The organism is Methylocella sp. CPCC 101449, assembly GCF_031921685.1.
Classification (GTDB): domain Bacteria; phylum Pseudomonadota; class Alphaproteobacteria; order Rhizobiales; family Beijerinckiaceae; genus Terripilifer.
The window spans coordinates 370,554-390,950 of sequence record NZ_JAPDHU010000004.1; the positions used below are offsets into that span (position 1 = coordinate 370,554).

Below are 20,397 nucleotides of genomic sequence, written 5' to 3' on the forward strand. Positions count from 1 at the left end.
GAAGGCTCGCGCGCCTCACTTCTTGTTGAGGCGCGCGATCAAGCTCGATGTGTCCCAACGGCTGCCGCCCATGGCCTGCACGTCGGAATAGAACTGGTCGACGAGGGCGGTGACCGGCAGATGCGCGCCATTGTTGCGCGCTTCGTTCAAGCAGATCGACAGATCCTTGCGCATCCAATCGACCGCGAAGCCGAAGTCGAACTTGTCCTCGATCATCGTCTTGTAGCGGTTCTCCATCTGCCAGGATTGCGCCGCGCCCTTCGAGATCACGTCGATCACGGCGGTGGCATCGAGTCCGGCTTTTTGCGCGAAGGCGATGCCTTCGGCCAAGCCCTGAACGAGGCCGGCGATGCAGATCTGGTTGACCATTTTGGTGAGCTGGCCGGCACCAGGGCCGCCCATGCGCTTGCAGGCACGGGCGAAGGCCATGATATGCGGCTCGGCCCGTTCGTAATCCGCTTCGTCGCCACCGCACATCACGGTGAGCACGCCATTCTCCGCGCCAGCTTGTCCGCCCGAGACGGGCGCGTCGATGAAGCCGATGCCGAGCTCCTGCGCCTTGGCGTGCAGTTCGCGCGCGACGTCGGCAGAGGCGGTGGTGTGGTCGACAAAAATGGCGCCCTTCTTCATGCCGGCGAAGGCGCCCTGCGGGCCGAGGGTGACGGAGCGCAGGTCGTCGTCATTGCCGACGCAGGCGAAGACGATGTCCTGACCGCGCGCCGCTTCGGCCGGGGTCGGCTCGGCCTTGCCGTCGAATTCGCTCGCCCATTTCAGCGCCTTGGGGGCGGTGCGATTGTAGACGGTGACGGTGTGGTTGCCCTTGCGTTTGAGATGACCGGCCATCGGGTAGCCCATGACGCCCAGACCGAGGAAAGCCACATTCAAACGCGCTTGCATACGCCGTCTCCTTATTGCTCGCCCGATGGCCGGGCAGGGCGCCGCCATCCACCGGCATTTGCACTTATGAAAATCTTATTCGAAAGTCTAATGCAGACGAAGCGGGTTTGGCACGGTAAAACCGGATAATCGAAGCAACCAGATTCAACAAGCGCGCGGGAACGGCCAAGGGTAGCAAACCAGCGGAAATCCAGCATTCACAAGCCTGAATCAGCCAATGCCGGCACGCATTGATGACGGGCCCGCGTCCTTGAAATATAGTCCCACCTTATGGCCGACCGGGGCGGAGGCAATTGCGATCCGGCGGCATGGATTGTTGTGAAGGGAGAAGTGCATGAGCATGAAACGTCGTCAGTTCATCAAGGCCGCCGGCCTTGGCGCCGCAGGCACGGCCATTGCCGCTCCGGCGATCGCGCAGAGCGCGCCGGAAATCAAATGGCGACTGACATCGAGCTTCCCCAAGTCGCTCGACACCATCTATGGCGCGGCCGAGACCTTCGCCAAGTCGGTTGCCGAAGCCACCGACAACAAGTTTCAGATCCAGTGCTTCGCCGCTGGTGAAGTGGTGCCGGCCTTGCAGGCGCTCGATGCGGTGCAGAACAACACCGTCGAAATGTGCCACACCTGCATGTACTATTATTGGGGCAAGGATCCGACCTTCGCCTTCGGTACGGCGGTGCCTTTCGGCCTCAACTCGCGCCAGCTCGACGCCTGGTTCTACTATGGCGGCGGCAATCAGCTCATCGACGAGTTCTTGAAAGACTATAGCGTCATCGGTCTGCCCGGCGGCAACACCGGCACGCAGATGGGCGGCTGGTTCCGCAAGGAGATCAAGTCGGTCAAGGATCTCGATGGCTTGAAGATGCGCACGGGCGGCATCGGCGGCGCCGTGCTCGCCAAGTTCGGCGTCGTCTCGCAAGGCATTCCCGGCCCCGATATTTATCCGGCGCTGGAAAAGGGCACCATCGACGCGGCCGAATGGGTCGGCCCCTATGACGATGAAAAGCTCGGCTTCGCCAAAGTGGCGCCCTACTATCACTTCCCCGGCTGGTGGGAAGGTGGCGCCGCGCTGCACTTCCTCATCAACGAAAAGAAGATGGCGGAACTGCCGAAGACCTATCAGTCCATCGTCAAGACGGCCGCGCAAGCCGCCAACAAAGATTGCCAGGCCAAGTACGATGCGGTGAACCCTGGCGCCATCAAGCGTCTGGTGGCGGCCGGCACCAAGCTGACGCCGTTCCCGCAGGATATGATGGAAGCCTGCTACAAGGCGGCCAACGAACTCTATGCGGAACTGTCGGCGAAGAATCCGAAGTTCAAGAAGATGCACGACGCCTATATGGCGTTCCGCAACGACGAATATCTGTGGTGGCAGGTTGCCGAATATAACTTCGACAACTTCATGATCCGCGCCCGCACCCGCGGCTGATCGGAGCGGCACCGCAAAAGGAAATCCCCGGCTTCGGCCGGGGATTTTTTTATGCGCGGTTGTTGAGGCCGTTCGCTCAGAACTTGAGCGGTGGCGGTGCGTCCCCGCCGCCCAGCGGGATTTCGATCTTGATCGAATTCGGATCGACCTTGGGGCCGTGGTCGAGCCAATAGGTGACCGATCCCGGCCACGCGATCACGATGATGACGAGGATAAGCTGCATCACCACCCAGGGGACGGCGCCCCAATAGATGTCGGAGCTCTTCACCTGTGGCGGCGCGATGCCGCGCAGGTAGAACAGCGCGAAACCGAACGGCGGATGCATGAACGACGTCTGCATGTTCACGCACAGCAGCACGCCGAACCAGATCAGATCGATGCCGAGCTTGGCGGCGACCGGCGCCAGCAGCGGAATGACGATGAAGGCGATCTCGAAGAAGTCGAGGAAGAACGCCAGGAAGAAGATGAAGATGTTGACGAAGATCAGAAAGCCGACCTGACCGCCGGGCAGGCCCGACAACATATGTTCGATCCAGCGGCCGCCATCCATGCCCTGGAACACCAGGCTGAAGACCGTCGAGCCGATCAGAATGAACACGACCATCGAGGTCAGCGTCATGGTCGAACTCATGGCCTGGCGCACCAGGTTCCAGGTCAGACGGCGATGCAGCGCCGCGAGGCCGATGGCGCCGACGGCGCCAAGCGCGCCGGCTTCCGTCGGCGTCGCCAGGCCGAAGAAGATCGTGCCGAGCACCAGGAAGATCAGCACGATCGAAGGGATCATGCCCCACAGCACGCGGCGCAGCAGCGGCCAGCCGAAGGGCTGACGCGCTTCGGGCGGAATCGGCGGCATGGAATTGGGGCGCAGGATCGCCAGCACCGCCACATAAGCCAGGAAGATGGTGACTTGCAGGATCGAGGGGCCGATCGCGCCCAGATACATATCGCCGACCGATTTGCCGAGCTGGTCGGCGAGCACCACCAAGACAAGCGATGGTGGTATGAGCTGCGTGATCGTGCCGGACGCGGCGATGACGCCCGTGGTCAGCTTCATGTCGTAGCCGTAGCGCATCATCACCGGCAGCGAGATCACGCCCATGGCGATGACGGAAGCCGCCACCGTCCCGGTGATGGCACCCAGCACCGCGCCGACGAGAATGACGGCGACGGCGAGACCGCCGGGGATCGGCCCGAACAATTGTCCCGTGCCTTCGAGCAGGTCTTCGGCAAGGCCGCAGCGCTCCAGCAGCGCGCCCATGAAGGTGAAGAAGGGGATGGCCAGCAGCAGATCGTTGCTGATGATGCCGTAGATGCGCAGCGGCAGGGCTTGCAGGAAGAGGGCGTCGAAATGGCCGGTGAGAATGCCGACCAGGCCGAAGAACAGACCGACAGCGCCAAGCGAAAAAGCAACCGGGAAGCCGATGACCATGAAACAGATCATTCCGGCGAACATCAGTGGCGGCATGATGCCGTGCGAGAACATGATTTCAGCCCCTCAGACTGTCGAGCCGCTTTATTGCAGCGGCTTTTCGTATTTTGTTTCGAGTTCGATGAGGCCCATGAGGGCGGCGCACCGCTTGATGAATTCGGAGAAGCCTTGCAGGCTCAAAAGAAAGAAGCCGAGGGGCAAAAGCAGCTTGGCCGGCCACAGGATCAGACCTCCCGTGTTGACCGATTTCTCGCCGCTGGCATAGGACTGCAGAAAGACCGGCAGACTGAGATAGATCAGGAAGATCATCACCGGCAGCATGAAGCAGAGCAGGCCGACCGCATCGACGATCAGGCGGCCGCGCTCCGACAGATTGGCGTAGAGAACGTCGACACGCACATGCTCATTGCGTTTCAGCGTATAGGAGGCCCCCAGCAGAACCACGGCGCCGAACAGATACCATTGAATTTCGAGGAAGGCGTTCGAGCTGTAGCTGAACGTATAGCGCATGAGCGCATTGCCGGCGCTGATGAAACAGACGATCAGGATAAGGTAGTCGCAGAGGTAACCGACCCGCTGGTTGAGTGCGTCAATGCCGCGACTCAGTCGTAACAAGAACTGCATAAAGCCCCCTGCCGCCTCCACGGCCTCAATGCTTTGAAACCTTGATAGCACCGCGTTTTGCAATCCGCCACCAAAGGCGCCGTTCCGGGCGTTTGACCATTGGTCTTTTGTCGTATGTGGATGGCGCCCCTCACCGCCGCATGGTGTAGAGGCCGGCCAGAACGACGATGACGATCCCCGCCAGGGCGACCGCGTCGGGAATGGTTCCCCAGACCGCGAAGCCGAAGACGATGGCGAAAGCCACACCCATGTAGCGGAACGGCGAGACGACCGAGACGGGGGCATTCCGATAGGCGACGATGATCACGTAATTGCCGATCGCCAGGGCCAGCGCCGCCCCGCCCAGCAGCAGGGCTTCCCGCAGTCCGACAGGATGCCAGGGCTCGACGGTTGAGAGCAGCCCGCCGGCCAGGGTGCTGGCCAGGGTGGCCGAAAACGTAATCAGAAGAGAGGGCAGGGTGCGCGGAATGCGCGATGTGGTGAGATCGCGACCGGCGACGCACAGGCTGGCGATGATGGCGAGCGCCATAGCCGGCTCAAAAGTGCTTGGTGTCGGCTTGGTGATCAGCGCGACGCCGACAAAGCCGACGAGAATGGCGATCCAGCGGCCGAGGCGAACTTGTTCACCCCAAACGAAGGCCGCAAAGGCGGTCATCACGATGGGCGCCGCTTGCAGCACGCTGAACACATTGGCGAGCGGCAGGCGGCTCAGCGCCGTCACGTAAGTGACGATCATCGACATTTCGAAGACGGTGCGCAGCAGGACCAGCGGATGGAACAGGTCGGCGATGTGGCGCCATAGTTTGGCACCAATGGCGACGACGCACATGAGAGTGAGCGCGATCAGGCCGCGCGTCGTAATGACCTGTGAAACGGGTAGGGTTTCCGTTGCCAGTTTCATCAAGCCGTCGGTGGTCGCGAAACAGGCGACGGCCGCGCACATCGCGGCAATGCCCTTACGATAGCCCTCGCCCATGTCCCCCCGGGCTTTCACAGCGTTTTCGAGCGAAGCGGATACCTCGCGCGAAAAAAATACGTCAAAATAACCATAGCGTTTTCAAGCGAAGTGCATAGCAGTTCGCTTGAAGAAAACACCCAAAATAAAGAAAACGTCAGCCGCCCGTGACGCTCATATGCCGGCCGACGGCCGGCTGCCGGGTGGTGCGGTCGATGATGAAGTCATGGCCCTTGGGCTTGCGCAGAATGGCACGCTCAATGGCCGCGTTCAGAAGGTCGTTGGATTCGGAGGCACGCAACGGTGCGCGCAGATCGGCCGCGTCTTCCTGGCCGAGGCACATATAGAGGGTGCCGGTGCAGGTGAGGCGCACGCGGTTGCAGCTTTCGCAGAAATTATGGGTGAGCGGCGTGATGAAGCCGATGCGCCCGCCGGTCTCTTCCGCCGTGACGTAGCGCGCCGGACCGCCGGTCTGATAGCTGCTGTCGCGCAGGGTGAAATGGTCCATCAGATCGGCGCGCACTTTGCTGAGCGGCAGATATTGATCGGCGCGCTGGCCCTCGATTTCGCCTAATGGCATGACTTCGATGAAGGTGATGTCGATGCCGCGGCCATGCGCCCAACGGATCATCGGCACGAATTCGTCTTCGTTGACGCCGGCAAGCGCCACCGCATTGAGCTTCACGTGCAGGCCGGCGGCCTGCGCCGCGTCGATGCCCTCAAGCACTTTCTTGAGATCGCCCCAGCGGGTGATGCGGCGGAATTTGTCGGCGTCGAGCGTGTCGAGCGAAACGTTGATGCGCCGCACGCCGCAGGCCGCGAGGTCCTTCGCATAGCGGGCAAGCTGCGAGCCATTGGTGGTGACTGTGATTTCATCGAGCGCGCCGCTGTCGAGATGGCGCGACAGCGATTGGAACAGGGTCATTATGCCCCGCCGCACCAGGGGCTCGCCGCCGGTGATGCGGATCTTGCGCGTGCCCTTGTCGACGAAAGCCGTGCACAGCCGGTCGAGTTCCTCGAGCGTCAGCAGATCGCGCTTGGGCAGGAAGGTCATGTCTTCCGACATGCAATAGACGCAGCGGAAATCGCAGCGGTCCGTCACGGACACGCGTATATAGGTCACCGCTCTTCCGAACGGATCGATCAGGGCAGGGGCCGTTCCCATCGGGCGGGCCGCCGGCTTTACCTTGGCGATTTCTGCATCCAGCGCCATCCCCCTCATATATAGAGCGTTTGCCGGTTTCGAAAGGGCGACGATGGTCGTGTTTGGATAAAGACTTTTGGGCAGCAAAAAAGCCGGGTTACCCCGGCTTTTCAGCGGATTTCGCAGTGAAACCGCAGTTTAACGCAGGACGACGACCCGCGTGCCGACGCGGACGCGCTCGTAGAGGTCCGTCACGTCCTCGTTGGTCATGCGGATGCAGCCGGAGGATACCGCCTGGCCGATCGTGTTGGGCTCATTGGAACCGTGGATGCGGTAGAGCGACGAGCCCAGATACATGGCGCGGGCGCCGAGCGGATTGTCGATGCCGCCCTTCATGTGGCGCGGCAGATCGGGGCGGCGTTTCAGCATTTGCGCCGGCGGTGTCCAATCCGGCCACTCGCGCTTCTGCGAAACGACCTTGGTGCCGCCCCATTCGAAGCCCGGACGGCCGACGCCAACGCCATAGCGGATCGCCTGGCCGTTCGGCATGACGTAATAGAGCCGGCGCTCCTTGGTCGAAATCAGAATGGTGCCGGGGGCATAACCGCCGGTGAAGGACACGACTTCGCGCGGGATGGCGCTGACTTGCGGCCGACCACCAGCCGGGTCGGCGCTGAAAACCTGTGAGAAGAAGGACGCGTGAGTCTCCTGGGCTTGGACGGCGCCAGGGGCAAAGATCGCTACACCCAGAATTGCGGCAGCGACAGCGGAAAAAATTCTCGTCATTTAGACATTCCTCGGTGCAAGTCGCATCTATCAAGTCGCATCAATATTGGTCGTATCAGCACCAGCCGGCATTCCGCCGATTGGCGGCCCTCGGGAACTTTTCCCCAAGGGGCTCTCCCAGAGGCTACGGCGCAATTGTGAATCAATCGCCGTAATCACGCCCCATTCTCGCCAACCTTGGCAGCAGTGCAACAAATTTTCTGTTCACATGTGCTTGACAGGCATCGGGTTAACTTCCCCGTTGCTTCTCGGCAACACGTGTCGGAGCGAGACTGATTTCAGCAGGAGGCGGTGGGCGCGGTTCGTTCGACCGCCATGCCAAAGCTGGGGCGCAGCCACGTGCCGAGCCAGTTGCCGGCTAGCGCAAAGACGATCCAGGCCCAGCCATGCAGGCTGCCGGAGGCGACACCGCCGAAATAGGCGCCGATATTGCAGCCATAGGCGATGCGCGCGCCATATCCCATCAAGAGGCCGCCGATGATGCTGGCGGCGATCTGCCGGAGAGGGATGCGCAAAGTCGGGCGGAATTCACCGGAAAGGCCCGCCGCCGCCGCCGCGCCAAGCATCAGGCCGATGTCCATGACCGAGGTGACGTCGCCTAAAACGCCGGCGGCCAGCCAGTCGCGATAGAACGGGTCGGACCAGGACGGCCATTGTGCCACGTCGACCCCAAGCGTTTGCAGGGCGGCCGCGCCCCACAGCGGAAAGGCGGCGGTGATGCCCCACGGCCGGCCGGCGAGCAGCAGGGTGGCGAAGTTGAGCAGCGCCAGGGCGAGCGCACCGGCCACCATCGGCCAGTGCCGGGCCAGAAAGGGCCGCTGCGTTTCCGAGCCGCGCCAGCCGGTGATCGGCGCCACCTTGCCGTGCCGGTGCTGTTCCAGCGCACGCGCGGCGAAATAGATCGCAGCGAAAACCGCCAGATTGAGCATCAGCGCCGGCAGCCAGCCGAACAGATTGACCAGCGACAGGGCCGGCAGGCCGGGTTGGCTTTCCCACCACGGCAGATGGGCGAAACCCGCCATCGAACCGACGATGAAGAAGATCAAGGTCAGCAGCATGCGGGCATTGCCGCCGCCGGTGGTGAACAAGGTTCCTGAGCCGCAGCCGCCGCCCAACTGCATGCCGACGCCGAACATGAAGGACCCCAGCACCACGCCCGGGCCGATGCCGAAGACGAAGCCGCTGACCGGCTGGCCGAAGGCCGAACCTGCCGCGAGCGCCGGGAAGAACAACAGGCAGGCGAGGGCGAACATGATCATCTGCGCCCGGATGCCGGCGCTACGCCGGTCGGAGATCATCACCCGGAAGGCGGCGGTGAAACCGAAGGAGGCATAGTAGAGCGCCAGACCCAGCAGAATGCCGGTGAGATAGAGCAGGGCCATGCGGATGCCCTGGCCCAGCGCTAGATGCAGCCCCAGCGCCGCCGCCAGCACCACCGCGCCGCCGACCACGACCGCCTGCGTCGGTGGCGCGGCAATGAGGGGTGGGCTGGGCTGTCGGGTGGCGAAAGACACGAAAATACTCCTTGGTCGGCTACAGCGATGCCAGGATAAGGCCCTATATCGTGATTGGCGGCGAAAAACGAACCCGCCTTGGCCGGTGAGGTGAAATGCGCTCATCGCATTGCCGCTGCCGGCGCGCCGGGCTACATGCCGGATATGAACGCGAAAGTTTCCTCCCGCCCCGCCGATCGCCTGTCGATCGCCCTGGCGCAGCTCGATTGTATCGTCGGCGACGTCGCCGGCAATGCCGACCGCGTGCGCGAATCCCGCGCCAAGGCCAAGGCCCAGGGCGCGGACCTGGTGCTGTTCTCGGAACTCTACCTCGCCGGCTATACGCCCGAGGACCTCGTGCTGAAGCCGGCCTTTCAGGAGGCCTGCCGCGCCACCCTCGAGGATCTGGCGCGCGAGACCGCCGATGGCGGGCCGGCCGTGCTGATCGGTCTGCCGTGGGCCGAGAATGGCGGGCTCTACAACGCTTACGCGCTGCTCGACGGCGGCCGCATCGAAGCCGTGCGCTTCAAGGTCGATCTGCCCAACTACGGCGTCTTCGACGAGAAGCGCGTCTTCACCCAGGGGCCGATGCCGGGGCCGATCGTGTTTCGCGGCGTGCGCCTGGGCGTGCCGATCTGCGAAGACATCTGGGGCACCGATATCGTCGAATGCCTGGTGGAGACCGGCGCGGAAATCCTGCTCTCGCCCAATGGCTCGCCCTATTGGCACGGCAAGTATGAAGAACGCATGGGCGTCGTGGTGGCGCGCGTCACCGAGTCGGGCCTGCCGCTGCTCTATCTCAATCAGGTGGGCGGCCAGGACGAACTGGTGTTCGACGGCGGCTCCTTCGCGCTCAATGCCGATCGTTCGCTCGCCTTCCAGATGCCGGCCTTCCGCGAGGATCTGACGGTATCGGTGTGGGAGCGCGGCCCCAAGGGCTGGCATTGCCTGCCGGGTGAAAAGGTGATCGTGCCGGAAGGCGATGAAGCCGACTACACCGCCTGCATGGTCGGTTTGCGCGACTATGTGAACAAGAACCGTTTCCCCGGCGTCGTCATGGGCCTGTCGGGCGGCATCGACTCGGCGCTCTGCGCCGCGCTCGCCGTCGATGCGCTGGGTGCTGAGCGCGTTCACTGCATCATGCTGCCCTATCGCTTCACCTCCAACGAATCGCTGTCGGATGCGCAGGGCTGTGCCAGTGCGCTCGGCGTGCGCTACGACATCCTGCCGATCGCGCCGGCCGTCGAAGGCTTGGAAAGCGTGCTGAAGCCGCTTTTCCAAGGCAAGCCGCGCGATACCACCGAGGAAAATCTGCAGTCGCGGGCCCGTGGCACCTTGCTGATGTCGGTCTCGAACAAGTTCGGTCCGATGCTGGTGACGACCGGCAACAAGTCGGAAATGTCGGTCGGCTATGCCACCATCTATGGCGACATGAACGGCGGCTTCAATCCGATCAAGGACCTCTACAAGATGCAGGTCTTCCGCCTGTGTCATCTGCGCAACCGCTGGAAGCCGGAAGGTGCTTTGGGGCCGAATGGCGAGGTCATCCCCAATAACATCATCGTCAAGCCGCCAACCGCCGAACTGCGCGAGAACCAGAAGGATCAGGACTCGCTGCCAGAATACGAAGTGCTCGACGACGTGCTGGAGTGTCTGATCGAGAAGGAAATGCGCGTGTCCGACATCGTTGCGCGCGGCCACGATCTCGAAACGGTGAAGAAGGTTGAGCGCCTGCTCTATATCGCCGAATACAAGCGCCGCCAGTCGGCGCCCGGCGTGAAGGTGACGAAGAAGAATTTCGGCCGCGACCGCCGCTATCCGATCGTCAACCGCTTCCGCGATTCCGGCGCGCCGCAACGCGCGCACGACCCCTCGATTGCACCGCGCAAGCCGGTGGGCGTGTCGGAGCGGTTTGAGGAATAGGCGCGGGATTTATCCCGCGCTCACGCTGCCTGGATCTTGATCTCGGCGGCTTTCAGCGCGTCCCAGATCAGGAATTGAATCGGCGAGCTGTGGGTGTCGACGCCGGCCACCCAATAGGTGACGGCGAAATTGACGTTGCCGCCGAAATTGACCAGGCGGCAGCTGGGCGGCGCGGGCGTGTCCAATACGAGCGGATATTGTTTGACGGCCGCCTCGACGATCGCCGGCACCTGATGGATGTCGACGTCGTAGCCGACGGCGAACTTGATCTCGCAGCGATGGTGCAGGTCGCTCTTCGTCCAGTTGATGAACTCCGAGGTGATGAACTTTTCGTTCGGCACCAGGATGTCGCGGCCATCGTCGGTGCGCAGCGTGCTGGAGCGCATGTTCATTTCCTGCAAGACGCCGGCCCGGTCGCCGCCGAGATCGACATAGTCGCCGACCTTCATCGACCGTTCGATCAGCAGGATGATGCCGGACACGAAGTTCGACGAAATCTGCTGCATGCCGAAGCCGAGGCCGACGCCGAGCGCGCCACCGAACACGGTGAGCGCCGTCAGATCGAGGCCGAGAACCTGCAGCAGCAGCACGAAGATCAAAAGGAACAGCGCGATCTGGAAGGCTTTTGCCAGCAGCTCGCGGGTCGGGATGTCGAAAGCCTCCTGCTTGCGGATGACCTTCTGGCCGGCATCGTTCGAGGCCCGCCCGAGCCAGAACAGGATGGTGGCCGCCAGCAATGCTTTGGCCAGGGTGTAAACCGACAAGCGGATGTTGCCGACTTCGAGCGAAATGGAATCGAGATAGCCGACGACGGCGCCGAGAACGCCGAACACATAGAGAGTGGCGATCGGAATGCCGACCCATCGTGCCACTGAATTGATAATTGGATGGGTGATGAAGCGATTGATCGCCGTATAGAGCACGCCGATGACGGCGAGGCTCTGGAAGATGCGCACCAGCCAAGCCGCGCCCACCGCCGATTGCACCAGTTCGGCGGCGATGGCGAGGGCAAGAACGGTGAAGACGGGGAAGAGCAAATCGCGGCAGGTGTAAAGCCACTGCCGCAACCGCAGCATCGGCCCATCATCGGGCTGCGCCGAGAACAGGCCGGAACGGGAGCGGACTTTCTGCGCGACGAAATAGGCGATTGCGACCGCCACGATGATGGCGCCGATCTGCGCATAGAATTGCGGACTGACCAGCCATTGCACGGTGGTCTGCAAGGCTTCCAATGCGCGCTGATGCAAGATCTCGAAATTCATCGTGCTCGTCCTTCTCCAAATCAGGAGCAAAATCTGGGCGGCGAAGCTGGTTTGAGTCGCTCTGCCGCAACAGCCAGCCGTCCCCGCAGGTTCCGGCCCGGCCGGGTTAAAATCATCGTGCGTTGCAAATCTGTCGCCGTTCTAAAATGATTCGAGGCGCGAACACCACGCCGCAGCCTTTCAGGCCTATGGACCGGTGAAGGCCGCTGCCCACGCCATTCGTCGCTGCAATCATCCCGGAATTCGTGTTAAAAGTAGCGCGGGAGGAACAATCGATGTCGCAAGTACAAGCACAGGCGCGCCCGTTTTCCACGGGCTTCGGCGCCGAGATTGTCGGTCTCGATCTGTCGCAGCCCTTGAATGAAAAGACATTCGGCCTTTGGAACGAGGCCTTCGAGGAACATGGCGTCGTCGTTCTGCGCGGACAGACATGCACGGACGAACAGCAGGTTGCGTTCAGCCGCTGGTTCGGCCCGCTGGAGGATTTTCCCGATCCGAAGGATCAGGCCCATGGCTTTAAAACCGTGTTGCGCGTCTCCAATGTCGAGAAGCACACCGATCGGATCAAGCCGATCGATGATGCCGGCCACAAATCCTTTTGGCTGGGCACCAGCGACTGGCACACCGATTCATCTTATCGGCCGGTGTTGAGCAAAGCCTCCTTGCTGTTCTCGCGCGAAATTCCCAAAGCCGGTGGCGACACGATGTTCGCTCACACCGGCAAGGCCTATGATGCCTTGCCGCCTGCGAAGAAAGCCGAGATCGACGACATCGTCGTCATTCATGATTTCGAGGAGACGCGCCGGCGCAACAATCTGCCGTCGCGGCCGGAAGCTGTCCGCAAGGCCACGCCGCCCGTGCGCCAGCCGCTGGTGCGCCGGCTTGAGAACGGCCGCAAGGCGCTGCTGCTCGGTTCCCACATCGCCTATGTGGAAGGTATGGATCCTGAGAAGAGCAAGGTGCTCATTGCCGAGCTGACGGCATTCGCGATCCAGCCGCAATTCACCTATCGCCATCAGTGGCGCCTGGGCGATCTCGTCATGTGGGACAACCGCTGCACCATGCACCGGGCGATGGAATATGACATGCAGAACGAGCGGCGCCTTCTGCATCGCACCACGGTTGCCGGCGATAAAGCGCTACTCGCACAACCGTTTGTCTCGCAGGCATCGGTTGCGTGAAATCACAGGCTTCTGAAACAAGAAGGGCCATCTTGCGATGGCCCTTCCATTGTCGCGACCGCGGTCGGTTGGACCCACGTCACATTAAACTGACATGACACTGGCGCCGCTCACGCGGGGCAGAACTCCGCTTGAGCGAGAGTCCAGGTCTCAGTAACCGACAACTGCGATAACTGACAATGAGACACTAGACCACCTCCTTTCGGCTGTTAACGACTCACTCAGTGTACTCGAAATCCTTAAAAACTGAATGCACGGCTTGCGCGAATAAGCGCCAGATTGCCGGTCTTTCCCGCAATCATGCTGAAACCCCAGGCGAAAATGAAAGATTTTTGATGGAGGCCGCTCGATCGATTGTGGCAGGCCTCGGGCCGCCGACCGTTCTGACATTACGGTTTTTTCAGATGACGTGCCGAGAGGGCGCCCTATGGTAATGGAACCCGGAAGGCACTTTCTTTCAGGGCTTTCAGGAGGCGTGCCCCATGAGTGTTCATCTGAGTGTTCATCGCCGGCAAGTCCTTCAGCATCTTGCCGTCAGCGTGGCCGGCGGCGTGCTCGTGCCGCGCGGCGCCTTCGCGCAAGCGGCACCGGGAGCGCCGCTTCTGCCCCATGCGGACGTCTGCGTCATGACACCGGCATCGACCGAGGGGCCTTATTATTTCGATCCCAAGCTCGTGCGTTCGGATATCACCGAAGGCCGGGCGGGCGTGCCGATGAGCGTGCGTCTGCAAATGGTCGACGCGGCCTGCAAGCCGCTGCCGGGTGCCCGCATGGACATTTGGCATTGCGATGCTCTGGGCCTCTATTCGAACTATGCCGGGCAGGGCGATGACCGGGCCCATCCGGTCAACACGAAGGGCACGACCTATCTACGCGGCACGCAGATGGCGGACGAGCGTGGTGTCGTCGACTTCAAGTCGATTTATCCCGGCTGGTATCCGGGGCGGACGCCGCATGTTCACTTCAAGGCCTTCATCGATTCCAGAAGCGTGCTGACGGGACAGATTTTCTTTCCCGATACGGTCAGCGATGCCGTCTACAAGAGCAAATCGCCCTATGCCGGTCGCAGGCTGCCGCGCGATACGTCGAACACGCGCGATTTCATCGCCCGCTCTGCCGGGCAAGCTTCGCTGGCGAACGTAAAGGAAGACAGCGACGGCTATCTGGTTTCGATGATCATTGGGGTTCGTCCGTCGCGGTCGGGCGGCGCGCGGCGCTGAGAGATTTGCAGCAAGCGAGGGCATTGCCGGCTTTGCGCGGCGGGTCTAGTTTGGCGCGAGGGAGCGAAACATGACGAGAAAAATGCTCGATCGGGCCGGCGAAGATCTCGGCAATATTGTCGATGTCGGCCATATCAATCTGCGCGTGCCGGACCAGCGGCTGGCGACACTTTATTACGTCACGGGCCTGGGCCTGACGCGTGATCCTTTTCTGATGACCGGCGTCGACAATATGTGGGTCAATGTCGGCCAAAGTCAGTTTCATCTGCCGACCGGCGAGGCGGCCTATGCGCCGCGCACCGTGGCGGGCCTCGTCGTGCCGGATCGCGCCGCGCTCGTGGCCCGCTTGCAGAAGGTTTCCGTCGATCTCGCCGGGACGCGCTTTTCCTGGGCCGCGACCAACGATGCCATCGAACTGACCTGCCCTTGGGGCAATCGCGCCCGCTGCCATACGCCCGATCCGCAACGCTTCGGCCAGATGTCGCTGGGCATGGCCTATGTGGAATTCGAAGTACCGCGCGGATCCCTGGCTGGGATCGGCCGCTTCTATGAGGAGATGATCGGCGCCCGTCATCACATGGATGCCGACGGGCAGGGCAGTTTCCTGCGCGTCGCCTGTGGCCCCGGGCAGGCCCTGATCTTCCGCGAAACAGAAGCTGAACCCGTGATCTGTCTGCCTCATCACATCCAGATTTACGTGGCGGATTTTTCCGGCCCTTATGAAAAACTCTGGGAACGCGATTTGATCTCGGAGGAGAGCAATCGCCAGCAATATCGCTTCGAAAACATCGTCGATCTCGAAAACGGCCGCACGCTGTTCACCATCGACCATGAAGTGCGCAGCATGACGCATCCGATGTTCGGCCGCCCGCTGATCAATCGCAACACCTCGCAGACGGCCGGCACCTATCGCTCAGGCGCCGACGCGGCGCAGATCTGGATTTAGCGGGCTGTCGCGCAACTCTCAGTGTCATTCCCGACGCGCGAAGCGCGAACGGGAATCCAGGGGCGCGTGGTAAAGTGTATCGAGCAGCATTTTACCGCTCGCTCTGGATCCCCGCTCAGCCGCTGCGCGGCCGTCGGGGATGACACCAAGGATTCCAAACTTCCGTATGCGTCTCACCACGCGCCGGTTGTGGCATTGAACGGTGATTGCCCGTCAAGCCGTGAGCTCCACCGCAAGCCAGCCGCCCGTTCCCGGTAAACCGCGCGCCGTGGCACGAAGGACCAAATATGTTCGCTGCCGTGAAAGGTTGCCTCGGCATTGACATCGAGATCGACCTTTGCATCGCCCGTCAGTTGCAACAGATCGCCGGTCGCAAAGTCGATGAACAGCAGGCCGGCTCTGCCATTGGCCAGAATATTGCCGAGCGTGTTGAAATAGTGATTGCCGAGAAAGTCGGGAATGATCAGCCGATGGCCTGACAGGCGCACGAAGCCCGGTTTGCCGCCGCGATGCGAGACATCCACCTGCCGCCGCCCATCGTCGCGATCGACATAGGTCGCGACGAAGAACGTATCCGCGCGCGCGATCATCTGGCGCGCGCGGTCGTTCAACTCTGACATCCAAAGCGGCGCCGATCCACCGTCGGTGGGCGCGATTTCGTAGTCGCGCAGTTGAATATATTTCGGACAATTGCCGAAGCTGTGTTCGACATCGACGCTAAAGCCGTGACCATCGTAGCGACGCAGCCAGCCGTTCATCCGATTGCGCCGCCGCGTGTGCAGTTCGATGCCCAGCAAACCGATGCTGGCACCATCCTCCATCCCCGCCGCGACAGGATCGTCGTCGTTGCGCTCGGCGCGTATGGCAAGCGATGTCGAGGTTGGCGAGGTGATAAAGCCCGGTTGGCCGGCCACCAGGCCGGCCCAAGCATCGCCCATGGCATCCACGGCGCCCACCAGCACGAACGGCAGTTGAGCGAAGAACGCGCGATGTTGTTCGGGCATGAAGGGACGCACGACCTTGCCGCCAAGCGCCGCCATGCGCTCGGCGATGCCCATCCGCTGCTGCAGCGCCGTTTCACCCCAATGAAACGGCGAGCCCTCCGGCGGATGTGTCAGGATTTCATGATCGCGCATGGGATCGGTCTCAACGTGCGGCGGCGAGGCCGACGGTTTCTTGAAACGGCACGAAACCCGGCAGGTTTTCGATGCGACGCAGCCAGGCGTTGACGTTGCCATAGGCGGAAAGATCGACATTCCCTTCCGGCGCGCGGGCGACATAGCTGTAAAGCGCGATGTCGGCGATGGTTGGCTGCGCGGCCGCGAGCCAGTCGCGCTCCTGAAGTTCCGCATCGAGCAAACGCAGGATCGCATGCGCGCGTTGGATCACTTCGTCGGGATTGAACTTGGCGCCGAAGACGGTGACGAGGCGAGCGGCCGCCGGACCAAACGCAATCTGCCCGGCGGCGACCGACAGCCAGCGCTGCACGCGGGCCGCGCCGAGGGGATCCTCCGGCAGCCATTCGCCGCGATCATATTTCTTGGCGAGATAGATCATGATGGCGTTGGAATCCGGCACCAGCGTTCCATCGTCATCCAGCAACGGCACCTGGCCGAAGCGATTGAGCTTGAGGTAGTCGGTCGACTTATGGGCGCCCTTCAGAACGTCGAGTTCGACGAGATCGAGCGGCAGCCCCGCCAGCGCGCAAAACAACCGCGCACGATGCGAATGGCCAGACAGGGGGTGGTGATAGAGCTTCATGAGACGGCCTTTCCTGAACCAGGCGGCAAGCTCTAAACTATTGCGTAATAGGGCTGAATAATCGTAATTTGAAACTCATTATTCCATTTTCAGGAATAGAAGCCATGGATCGCTTTCAAGCCATGTGGGTCTTCGCCAAGGTGGCGGAGACTGGAAGTTTCGCCCAGGCCGCCAAGGCTTTGCGGTCCAGCCCGCCGGCGGTGACCCGGGCCGTGGCGGCGCTGGAAGACGTGATTGGAACACGGCTCTTCGTGCGCACCACGCGCACCGTCACCCTGACCGAGGCCGGTACTCGCTATCTCGACGATTGCCGGCGCATCCTCGCCGAGGTGCAGGAGGCGGAAGCCGCCGCCGCCGGCTCGTTCGCGACGCCGACGGGTACGTTGACGGTCTCGGCGCCGGCCCTGTTCGGGCGCATCTATGTCCTGCCGATCATCATGGACTATCTCGATTGCTATCCGGGTGTCACGGCACGCGCCTTCCTTATCGACCGCGTTACGAACCTGCTGGAAGAGGGGATCGATGTCGCCGTTCGCCTCGGACCGTTACCCGTCTCCAATCTCATGGCCACGCGGGTGGGAACGGTGCGGCGCGTGGTCTGCGGTTCGCCCGATTATTTTCGCCGCCATGGCACGCCGCGCGTGCCCGCCGATTTATCGGCACACCGGATCGTTGGCGCGACCAGCACCTGGTCGCTGTCGGAATGGCATTTCGGACAGGGGCAGAAGACCAGCGTGCGCATCACACCACGGCTCCTTTGCAGCACCAATGATGCGGCGATCGAAGCGGCGGTGCAGGGCTGGGGGCTGACGCGGGTGATGTCCTATCAAGTGGCGCCGCTGATCGCCGAAGGCAAACTCATCGCCGTTCTCACCGACGATGAAGAAGAGCCTTTGCCCATTCATGTGGTGCATCCGGAAGGCCGCAAGGTTACGGCGAAAGTCCGAGCCTTCGTCGAGCTGGCGGCGCAGCGGCTCAGGAACAATCCGTTGGTCAATCGGTTATAGCGAGGCGCCGCAGGGCGGCGCTGAAAGCGCGGGCCGCGGGCCCAAGCGGCTGATCGACGCGATGGGCGAGATAGGCCTCCGAAACCACCTGCGCATTGCGGCCAAGCGCCGTGGTGTTGAGGCGTTTGAGGCGGCCTTCCTTGAGGTCGCGCTCGACCTGCCAAAACGGCAATCGGCCCCAGCCGAGGCCCGCGACGATCAACGCATGTTTGGTGTCTTGCGTGGTGACGCGAACGATCTGCGGGGAGAGGACGCCAAAGCTGCGTCCTTCCGACAGCGAGGTAGGGTCAGATTGGACGATCTGCAAATGGTCGGCCAATTCCGGCAGGCCGATTGTATCAGCCGTGGCCTGCGCAAGGGCATGATGAGAGGCGATCACTGCCACCATCTCGATCGACGACAGCGCTTCCAGCGTGATGCGCGGATCGCGAAAATCCTCGCCGACGCGGATCGCCAAGGTGCTGCGCTGTTCCAGTAGCGCCGCGACGGGCCCGCCCAAGGGCTCGACCGCCAGACGGATCGCCACCGACGGATAGGCCGCGTGCATCTCCCGCAAGGCCGCGCCGACCTTGGCGAGAGGAAAGAGTGTGTCGACGGTCAGCGACAGCTCCAGTTCGACCCCTTCGCCCAGGCCACGGGCGCGGGCGCGCAAGGTATCGACGCGCAGCAGAATGTCCCGGGCGTTGACCAGCAGGGCCTGGCCTTCGGGCGTCAGCACCGGGCGATGGCCGGAGCGATCGAACAATTGCACAGCGAGGTCGGCTTCCAGATTGGCGATGGCGTGGCTGACCGCCGATTGCACCCGCGACAGCCGCTTGGCGCCGGCCCGAAAGCTGCCGGCATCGGCGACCGTCACGAAGGTGCGGATCTGGTCGAGACTGACGGTCTCCAGCATGATCTGCTCCATAGATCGGTTTGATCTAAATTATCTCACTTCTATAGATCAGAGAAAGCCACCATTTCCACCCGGCTGACCAGGTGAAGCCGACTGGGCGAAACGGAGTGGACATGACGAGCATGGTTTTGCCGGATCGATCTCAGGCGATGCCTGCCGCCTTGCAGCGGACCATCGTGACCTTGCTGGTTGGATCGGGGGTCGTATCGTCGCTGCAGATCGGCAAGGCCGTCGTCGCCGCCCCGCTGTTGCAGGCCGATTTCAACGTCAGCCTCACGGCGCTGGGATGGCTGACCGGCATGTTCGCCGTCTTCGGATTTCTCGGCGGCATTCCCGCCGGCGCCATCGTCTCGCGGGTGGGCGATCGCCGCATCTTCATTCTTGGTCTTGCCGTCATCGTCTTGGGATCGGCGCTGGGTGCGCTCGCGCCGGCTTTCGCCGTCCTTTTGATGGCGCGCGCCATCGAGGGGCTCGGTATCCTGCTGATCGCCGTCGCTGGTCCGGCGATCCTGCAACGGGTGGTCGATCCGAGCCGGCGCGATGTCGCCTTTGGGCTGTGGAGTTGTTTCATGCCGATCGGCATGGCGCTGGCGATGTTGATCGGGCCCTTCTTTGTCGATTGGCACATGCTCTGGTGGGGGGGCGCGGCCTTGGCGGCCGTGGCGGCTTATGCGGTCTTTCTGATCGTTCCGACCCGCGCCGCCTCTACGGCGCCGGCTCTGTCATCGTCTTGGCGGTCGCTCGTCGCCAACACATGGCTGACGATGCGGAGCCGTGGTCCGGTTCTGATGGCGGTCTGTTTCGCGCTCTACAGCCTGATGTTTCTCGCGCTGTTCAACTTCCTGCCGGTGCTGTTGAACCAACGCATGCAGGTGGCCCATGGCTGGGCCGGTCCCCTGAGCGCGCTCGCCACCGGCGCTAATATCGTTGGCAATCTTGCCGCCGGCCATCTTCTGGCGCGCGGCGTCGGGCGCGCCAAACTGATCGTCTTCGCCGCGGCCACGATGGGCATCGCCGGGCTTGGCGTGTTCCTGCCGGTGTTCCCCGACACGGTGACGTTTCTGCTCTGCGTGCTTTTCGCAGCCGTCGGTGGCTTGATCCCGGCGACGTTGTTTTCGACCGTGCCGATCCTAGCTCCGTCGGCGGTTCTCGCACCGGTGGTCGTTGGCCTGATGAATTCCGGCGTCAACTTCGGTCAGGTGATTGGCCCTGTCCTGGTCAGTGGCGCGTTCGAAGCCCTTGGCTGGCCGGGCGCCGGCGCTGTCGTCGCCGTGGCGGCGCTGTTGGCGATCACCGTGGCGATCGCGCTTGGCATTGCATTGCAGGCGATTGCCAAACGCGCCAGCACCTGACGCTTATCCTTAACGATCGGTAAATCGAAAAAAGCTCCGCGGCCGATGCGTTAAAACAGTTGTGTAACAGAATGTCGCTACAAGAACGGCCGC

18 protein-coding genes are annotated in these 20,397 nt (G+C 62.4%); 7 read left to right on the plus strand and 11 right to left on the minus strand.

Features of this window, described 5'->3' with window-relative positions; genetic code table 11:
* Window positions 1–15 precede the first annotated feature (15 nt).
* Window positions 16–897: an NAD(P)-dependent oxidoreductase gene (locus OIM99_RS26395; RefSeq protein ID WP_311853509.1), complete on the minus strand. Its 882-nt coding sequence runs from the start codon at window positions 895–897 to the stop codon at window positions 16–18.
* Between the two features lie 340 nt (window positions 898–1,237).
* Between OIM99_RS26395 and OIM99_RS26400 the strand changes: the two genes are divergently transcribed.
* Window positions 1,238–2,326, plus strand: a complete 1,089-nt coding sequence (locus OIM99_RS26400) for a TRAP transporter substrate-binding protein (protein WP_311853742.1) — start codon at window positions 1,238–1,240, stop codon at window positions 2,324–2,326.
* A 76-nt stretch (window positions 2,327–2,402) separates the two neighbouring features.
* On the opposite strand, the gene OIM99_RS26405 is transcribed toward OIM99_RS26400, so the two are convergent.
* The 6 genes from OIM99_RS26405 to OIM99_RS26430 all read right to left on the minus strand — a co-directional run bounded on the left by OIM99_RS26405 (window position 2,403) and on the right by OIM99_RS26430 (window position 8,778).
* A complete protein-coding gene (locus tag OIM99_RS26405; protein WP_311853510.1) occupies window positions 2,403–3,809 on the minus strand; it encodes a TRAP transporter large permease subunit in 1,407 nt (468 codons plus the stop codon).
* A 30-nt stretch (window positions 3,810–3,839) separates the two neighbouring features.
* Window positions 3,840–4,379, minus strand: coding sequence for a TRAP transporter small permease subunit (locus OIM99_RS26410; protein ID WP_311853511.1), 540 nt, complete (start codon window positions 4,377–4,379; stop codon window positions 3,840–3,842).
* Window positions 4,380–4,509: 130 nt separating this feature from the next.
* Window positions 4,510–5,373: a DMT family transporter gene (locus tag OIM99_RS26415; RefSeq protein WP_311853512.1), complete on the minus strand. Its 864-nt coding sequence runs from the start codon at window positions 5,371–5,373 to the stop codon at window positions 4,510–4,512.
* A 118-nt stretch (window positions 5,374–5,491) separates the two neighbouring features.
* Complete coding sequence (moaA, locus tag OIM99_RS26420; RefSeq protein WP_311853743.1) at window positions 5,492–6,499, minus strand: GTP 3',8-cyclase MoaA; 1,008 nt, start codon at window positions 6,497–6,499, stop codon at window positions 5,492–5,494.
* Window positions 6,500–6,676: 177 nt separating this feature from the next.
* Window positions 6,677–7,264, minus strand: a complete 588-nt coding sequence (locus OIM99_RS26425; protein ID WP_311853513.1) for a L,D-transpeptidase — start codon at window positions 7,262–7,264, stop codon at window positions 6,677–6,679.
* A 278-nt stretch (window positions 7,265–7,542) separates the two neighbouring features.
* Window positions 7,543–8,778 carry a YeeE/YedE family protein gene (locus OIM99_RS26430; RefSeq protein ID WP_311853514.1) on the minus strand — a complete coding sequence of 412 codons (1,236 nt, stop codon included), beginning with the start codon at window positions 8,776–8,778 and terminating at the stop codon, window positions 7,543–7,545.
* 144 nt (window positions 8,779–8,922) lie between these two features.
* Here OIM99_RS26430 and OIM99_RS26435 point away from each other — a divergent pair, with 144 nt between their 5' ends.
* A complete protein-coding gene (locus OIM99_RS26435) occupies window positions 8,923–10,680 on the plus strand; it encodes an NAD+ synthase (RefSeq protein WP_311853744.1) in 1,758 nt (585 codons plus the stop codon).
* Between the two features lie 20 nt (window positions 10,681–10,700).
* Here the strand turns inward: OIM99_RS26435 and OIM99_RS26440 are convergent, their stop codons facing one another.
* Window positions 10,701–11,942, minus strand: a complete 1,242-nt coding sequence (locus OIM99_RS26440; protein WP_311853515.1) for a mechanosensitive ion channel domain-containing protein — start codon at window positions 11,940–11,942, stop codon at window positions 10,701–10,703.
* Window positions 11,943–12,217: 275 nt separating this feature from the next.
* Here OIM99_RS26440 and OIM99_RS26445 point away from each other — a divergent pair, with 275 nt between their 5' ends.
* From OIM99_RS26445 to OIM99_RS26455, 3 genes are all read left to right on the plus strand, one after another.
* Window positions 12,218–13,123 carry a TauD/TfdA family dioxygenase gene (locus OIM99_RS26445; RefSeq protein WP_311853516.1) on the plus strand — a complete coding sequence of 302 codons (906 nt, stop codon included), beginning with the start codon at window positions 12,218–12,220 and terminating at the stop codon, window positions 13,121–13,123.
* 482 nt (window positions 13,124–13,605) lie between these two features.
* Complete coding sequence (locus tag OIM99_RS26450; protein ID WP_311853517.1) at window positions 13,606–14,343, plus strand: intradiol ring-cleavage dioxygenase; 738 nt, start codon at window positions 13,606–13,608, stop codon at window positions 14,341–14,343.
* A 70-nt stretch (window positions 14,344–14,413) separates the two neighbouring features.
* Entirely contained in the window at window positions 14,414–15,289 is an 876-nt protein-coding gene (locus tag OIM99_RS26455) for a hypothetical protein (protein WP_311853518.1), read from the plus strand.
* Between the two features lie 173 nt (window positions 15,290–15,462).
* On the opposite strand, the gene OIM99_RS26460 is transcribed toward OIM99_RS26455, so the two are convergent.
* Together OIM99_RS26460 and OIM99_RS26465 are read right to left on the minus strand one after the other, a co-directional pair.
* Complete coding sequence (locus OIM99_RS26460) at window positions 15,463–16,425, minus strand: pyridoxamine 5'-phosphate oxidase family protein (RefSeq protein WP_311853519.1); 963 nt, start codon at window positions 16,423–16,425, stop codon at window positions 15,463–15,465.
* A gap of 10 nt (window positions 16,426–16,435) precedes the next feature.
* Window positions 16,436–17,050, minus strand: a complete 615-nt coding sequence (locus tag OIM99_RS26465) for a glutathione S-transferase (RefSeq protein ID WP_311853520.1) — start codon at window positions 17,048–17,050, stop codon at window positions 16,436–16,438.
* Window positions 17,051–17,154: 104 nt separating this feature from the next.
* Between OIM99_RS26465 and OIM99_RS26470 the strand changes: the two genes are divergently transcribed.
* Entirely contained in the window at window positions 17,155–18,057 is a 903-nt protein-coding gene (locus OIM99_RS26470) for a LysR family transcriptional regulator (RefSeq protein WP_311853521.1), read from the plus strand.
* On the opposite strand, the gene OIM99_RS26475 is transcribed toward OIM99_RS26470, so the two are convergent.
* The gene (locus tag OIM99_RS26475; protein WP_311853522.1) at window positions 18,044–18,952 is read right to left on the minus strand and encodes a LysR family transcriptional regulator; all 909 of its coding nucleotides are present in this window, start codon (window positions 18,950–18,952) and stop codon (window positions 18,044–18,046) included. The two genes, OIM99_RS26470 and OIM99_RS26475, sit on opposite strands and share 14 nt — an antisense overlap.
* A gap of 113 nt (window positions 18,953–19,065) precedes the next feature.
* Between OIM99_RS26475 and OIM99_RS26480 the strand changes: the two genes are divergently transcribed.
* Window positions 19,066–20,304, plus strand: coding sequence for an MFS transporter (locus tag OIM99_RS26480; protein ID WP_311853523.1), 1,239 nt, complete (start codon window positions 19,066–19,068; stop codon window positions 20,302–20,304).
* Window positions 20,305–20,397: the final 93 nt, after the last annotated feature.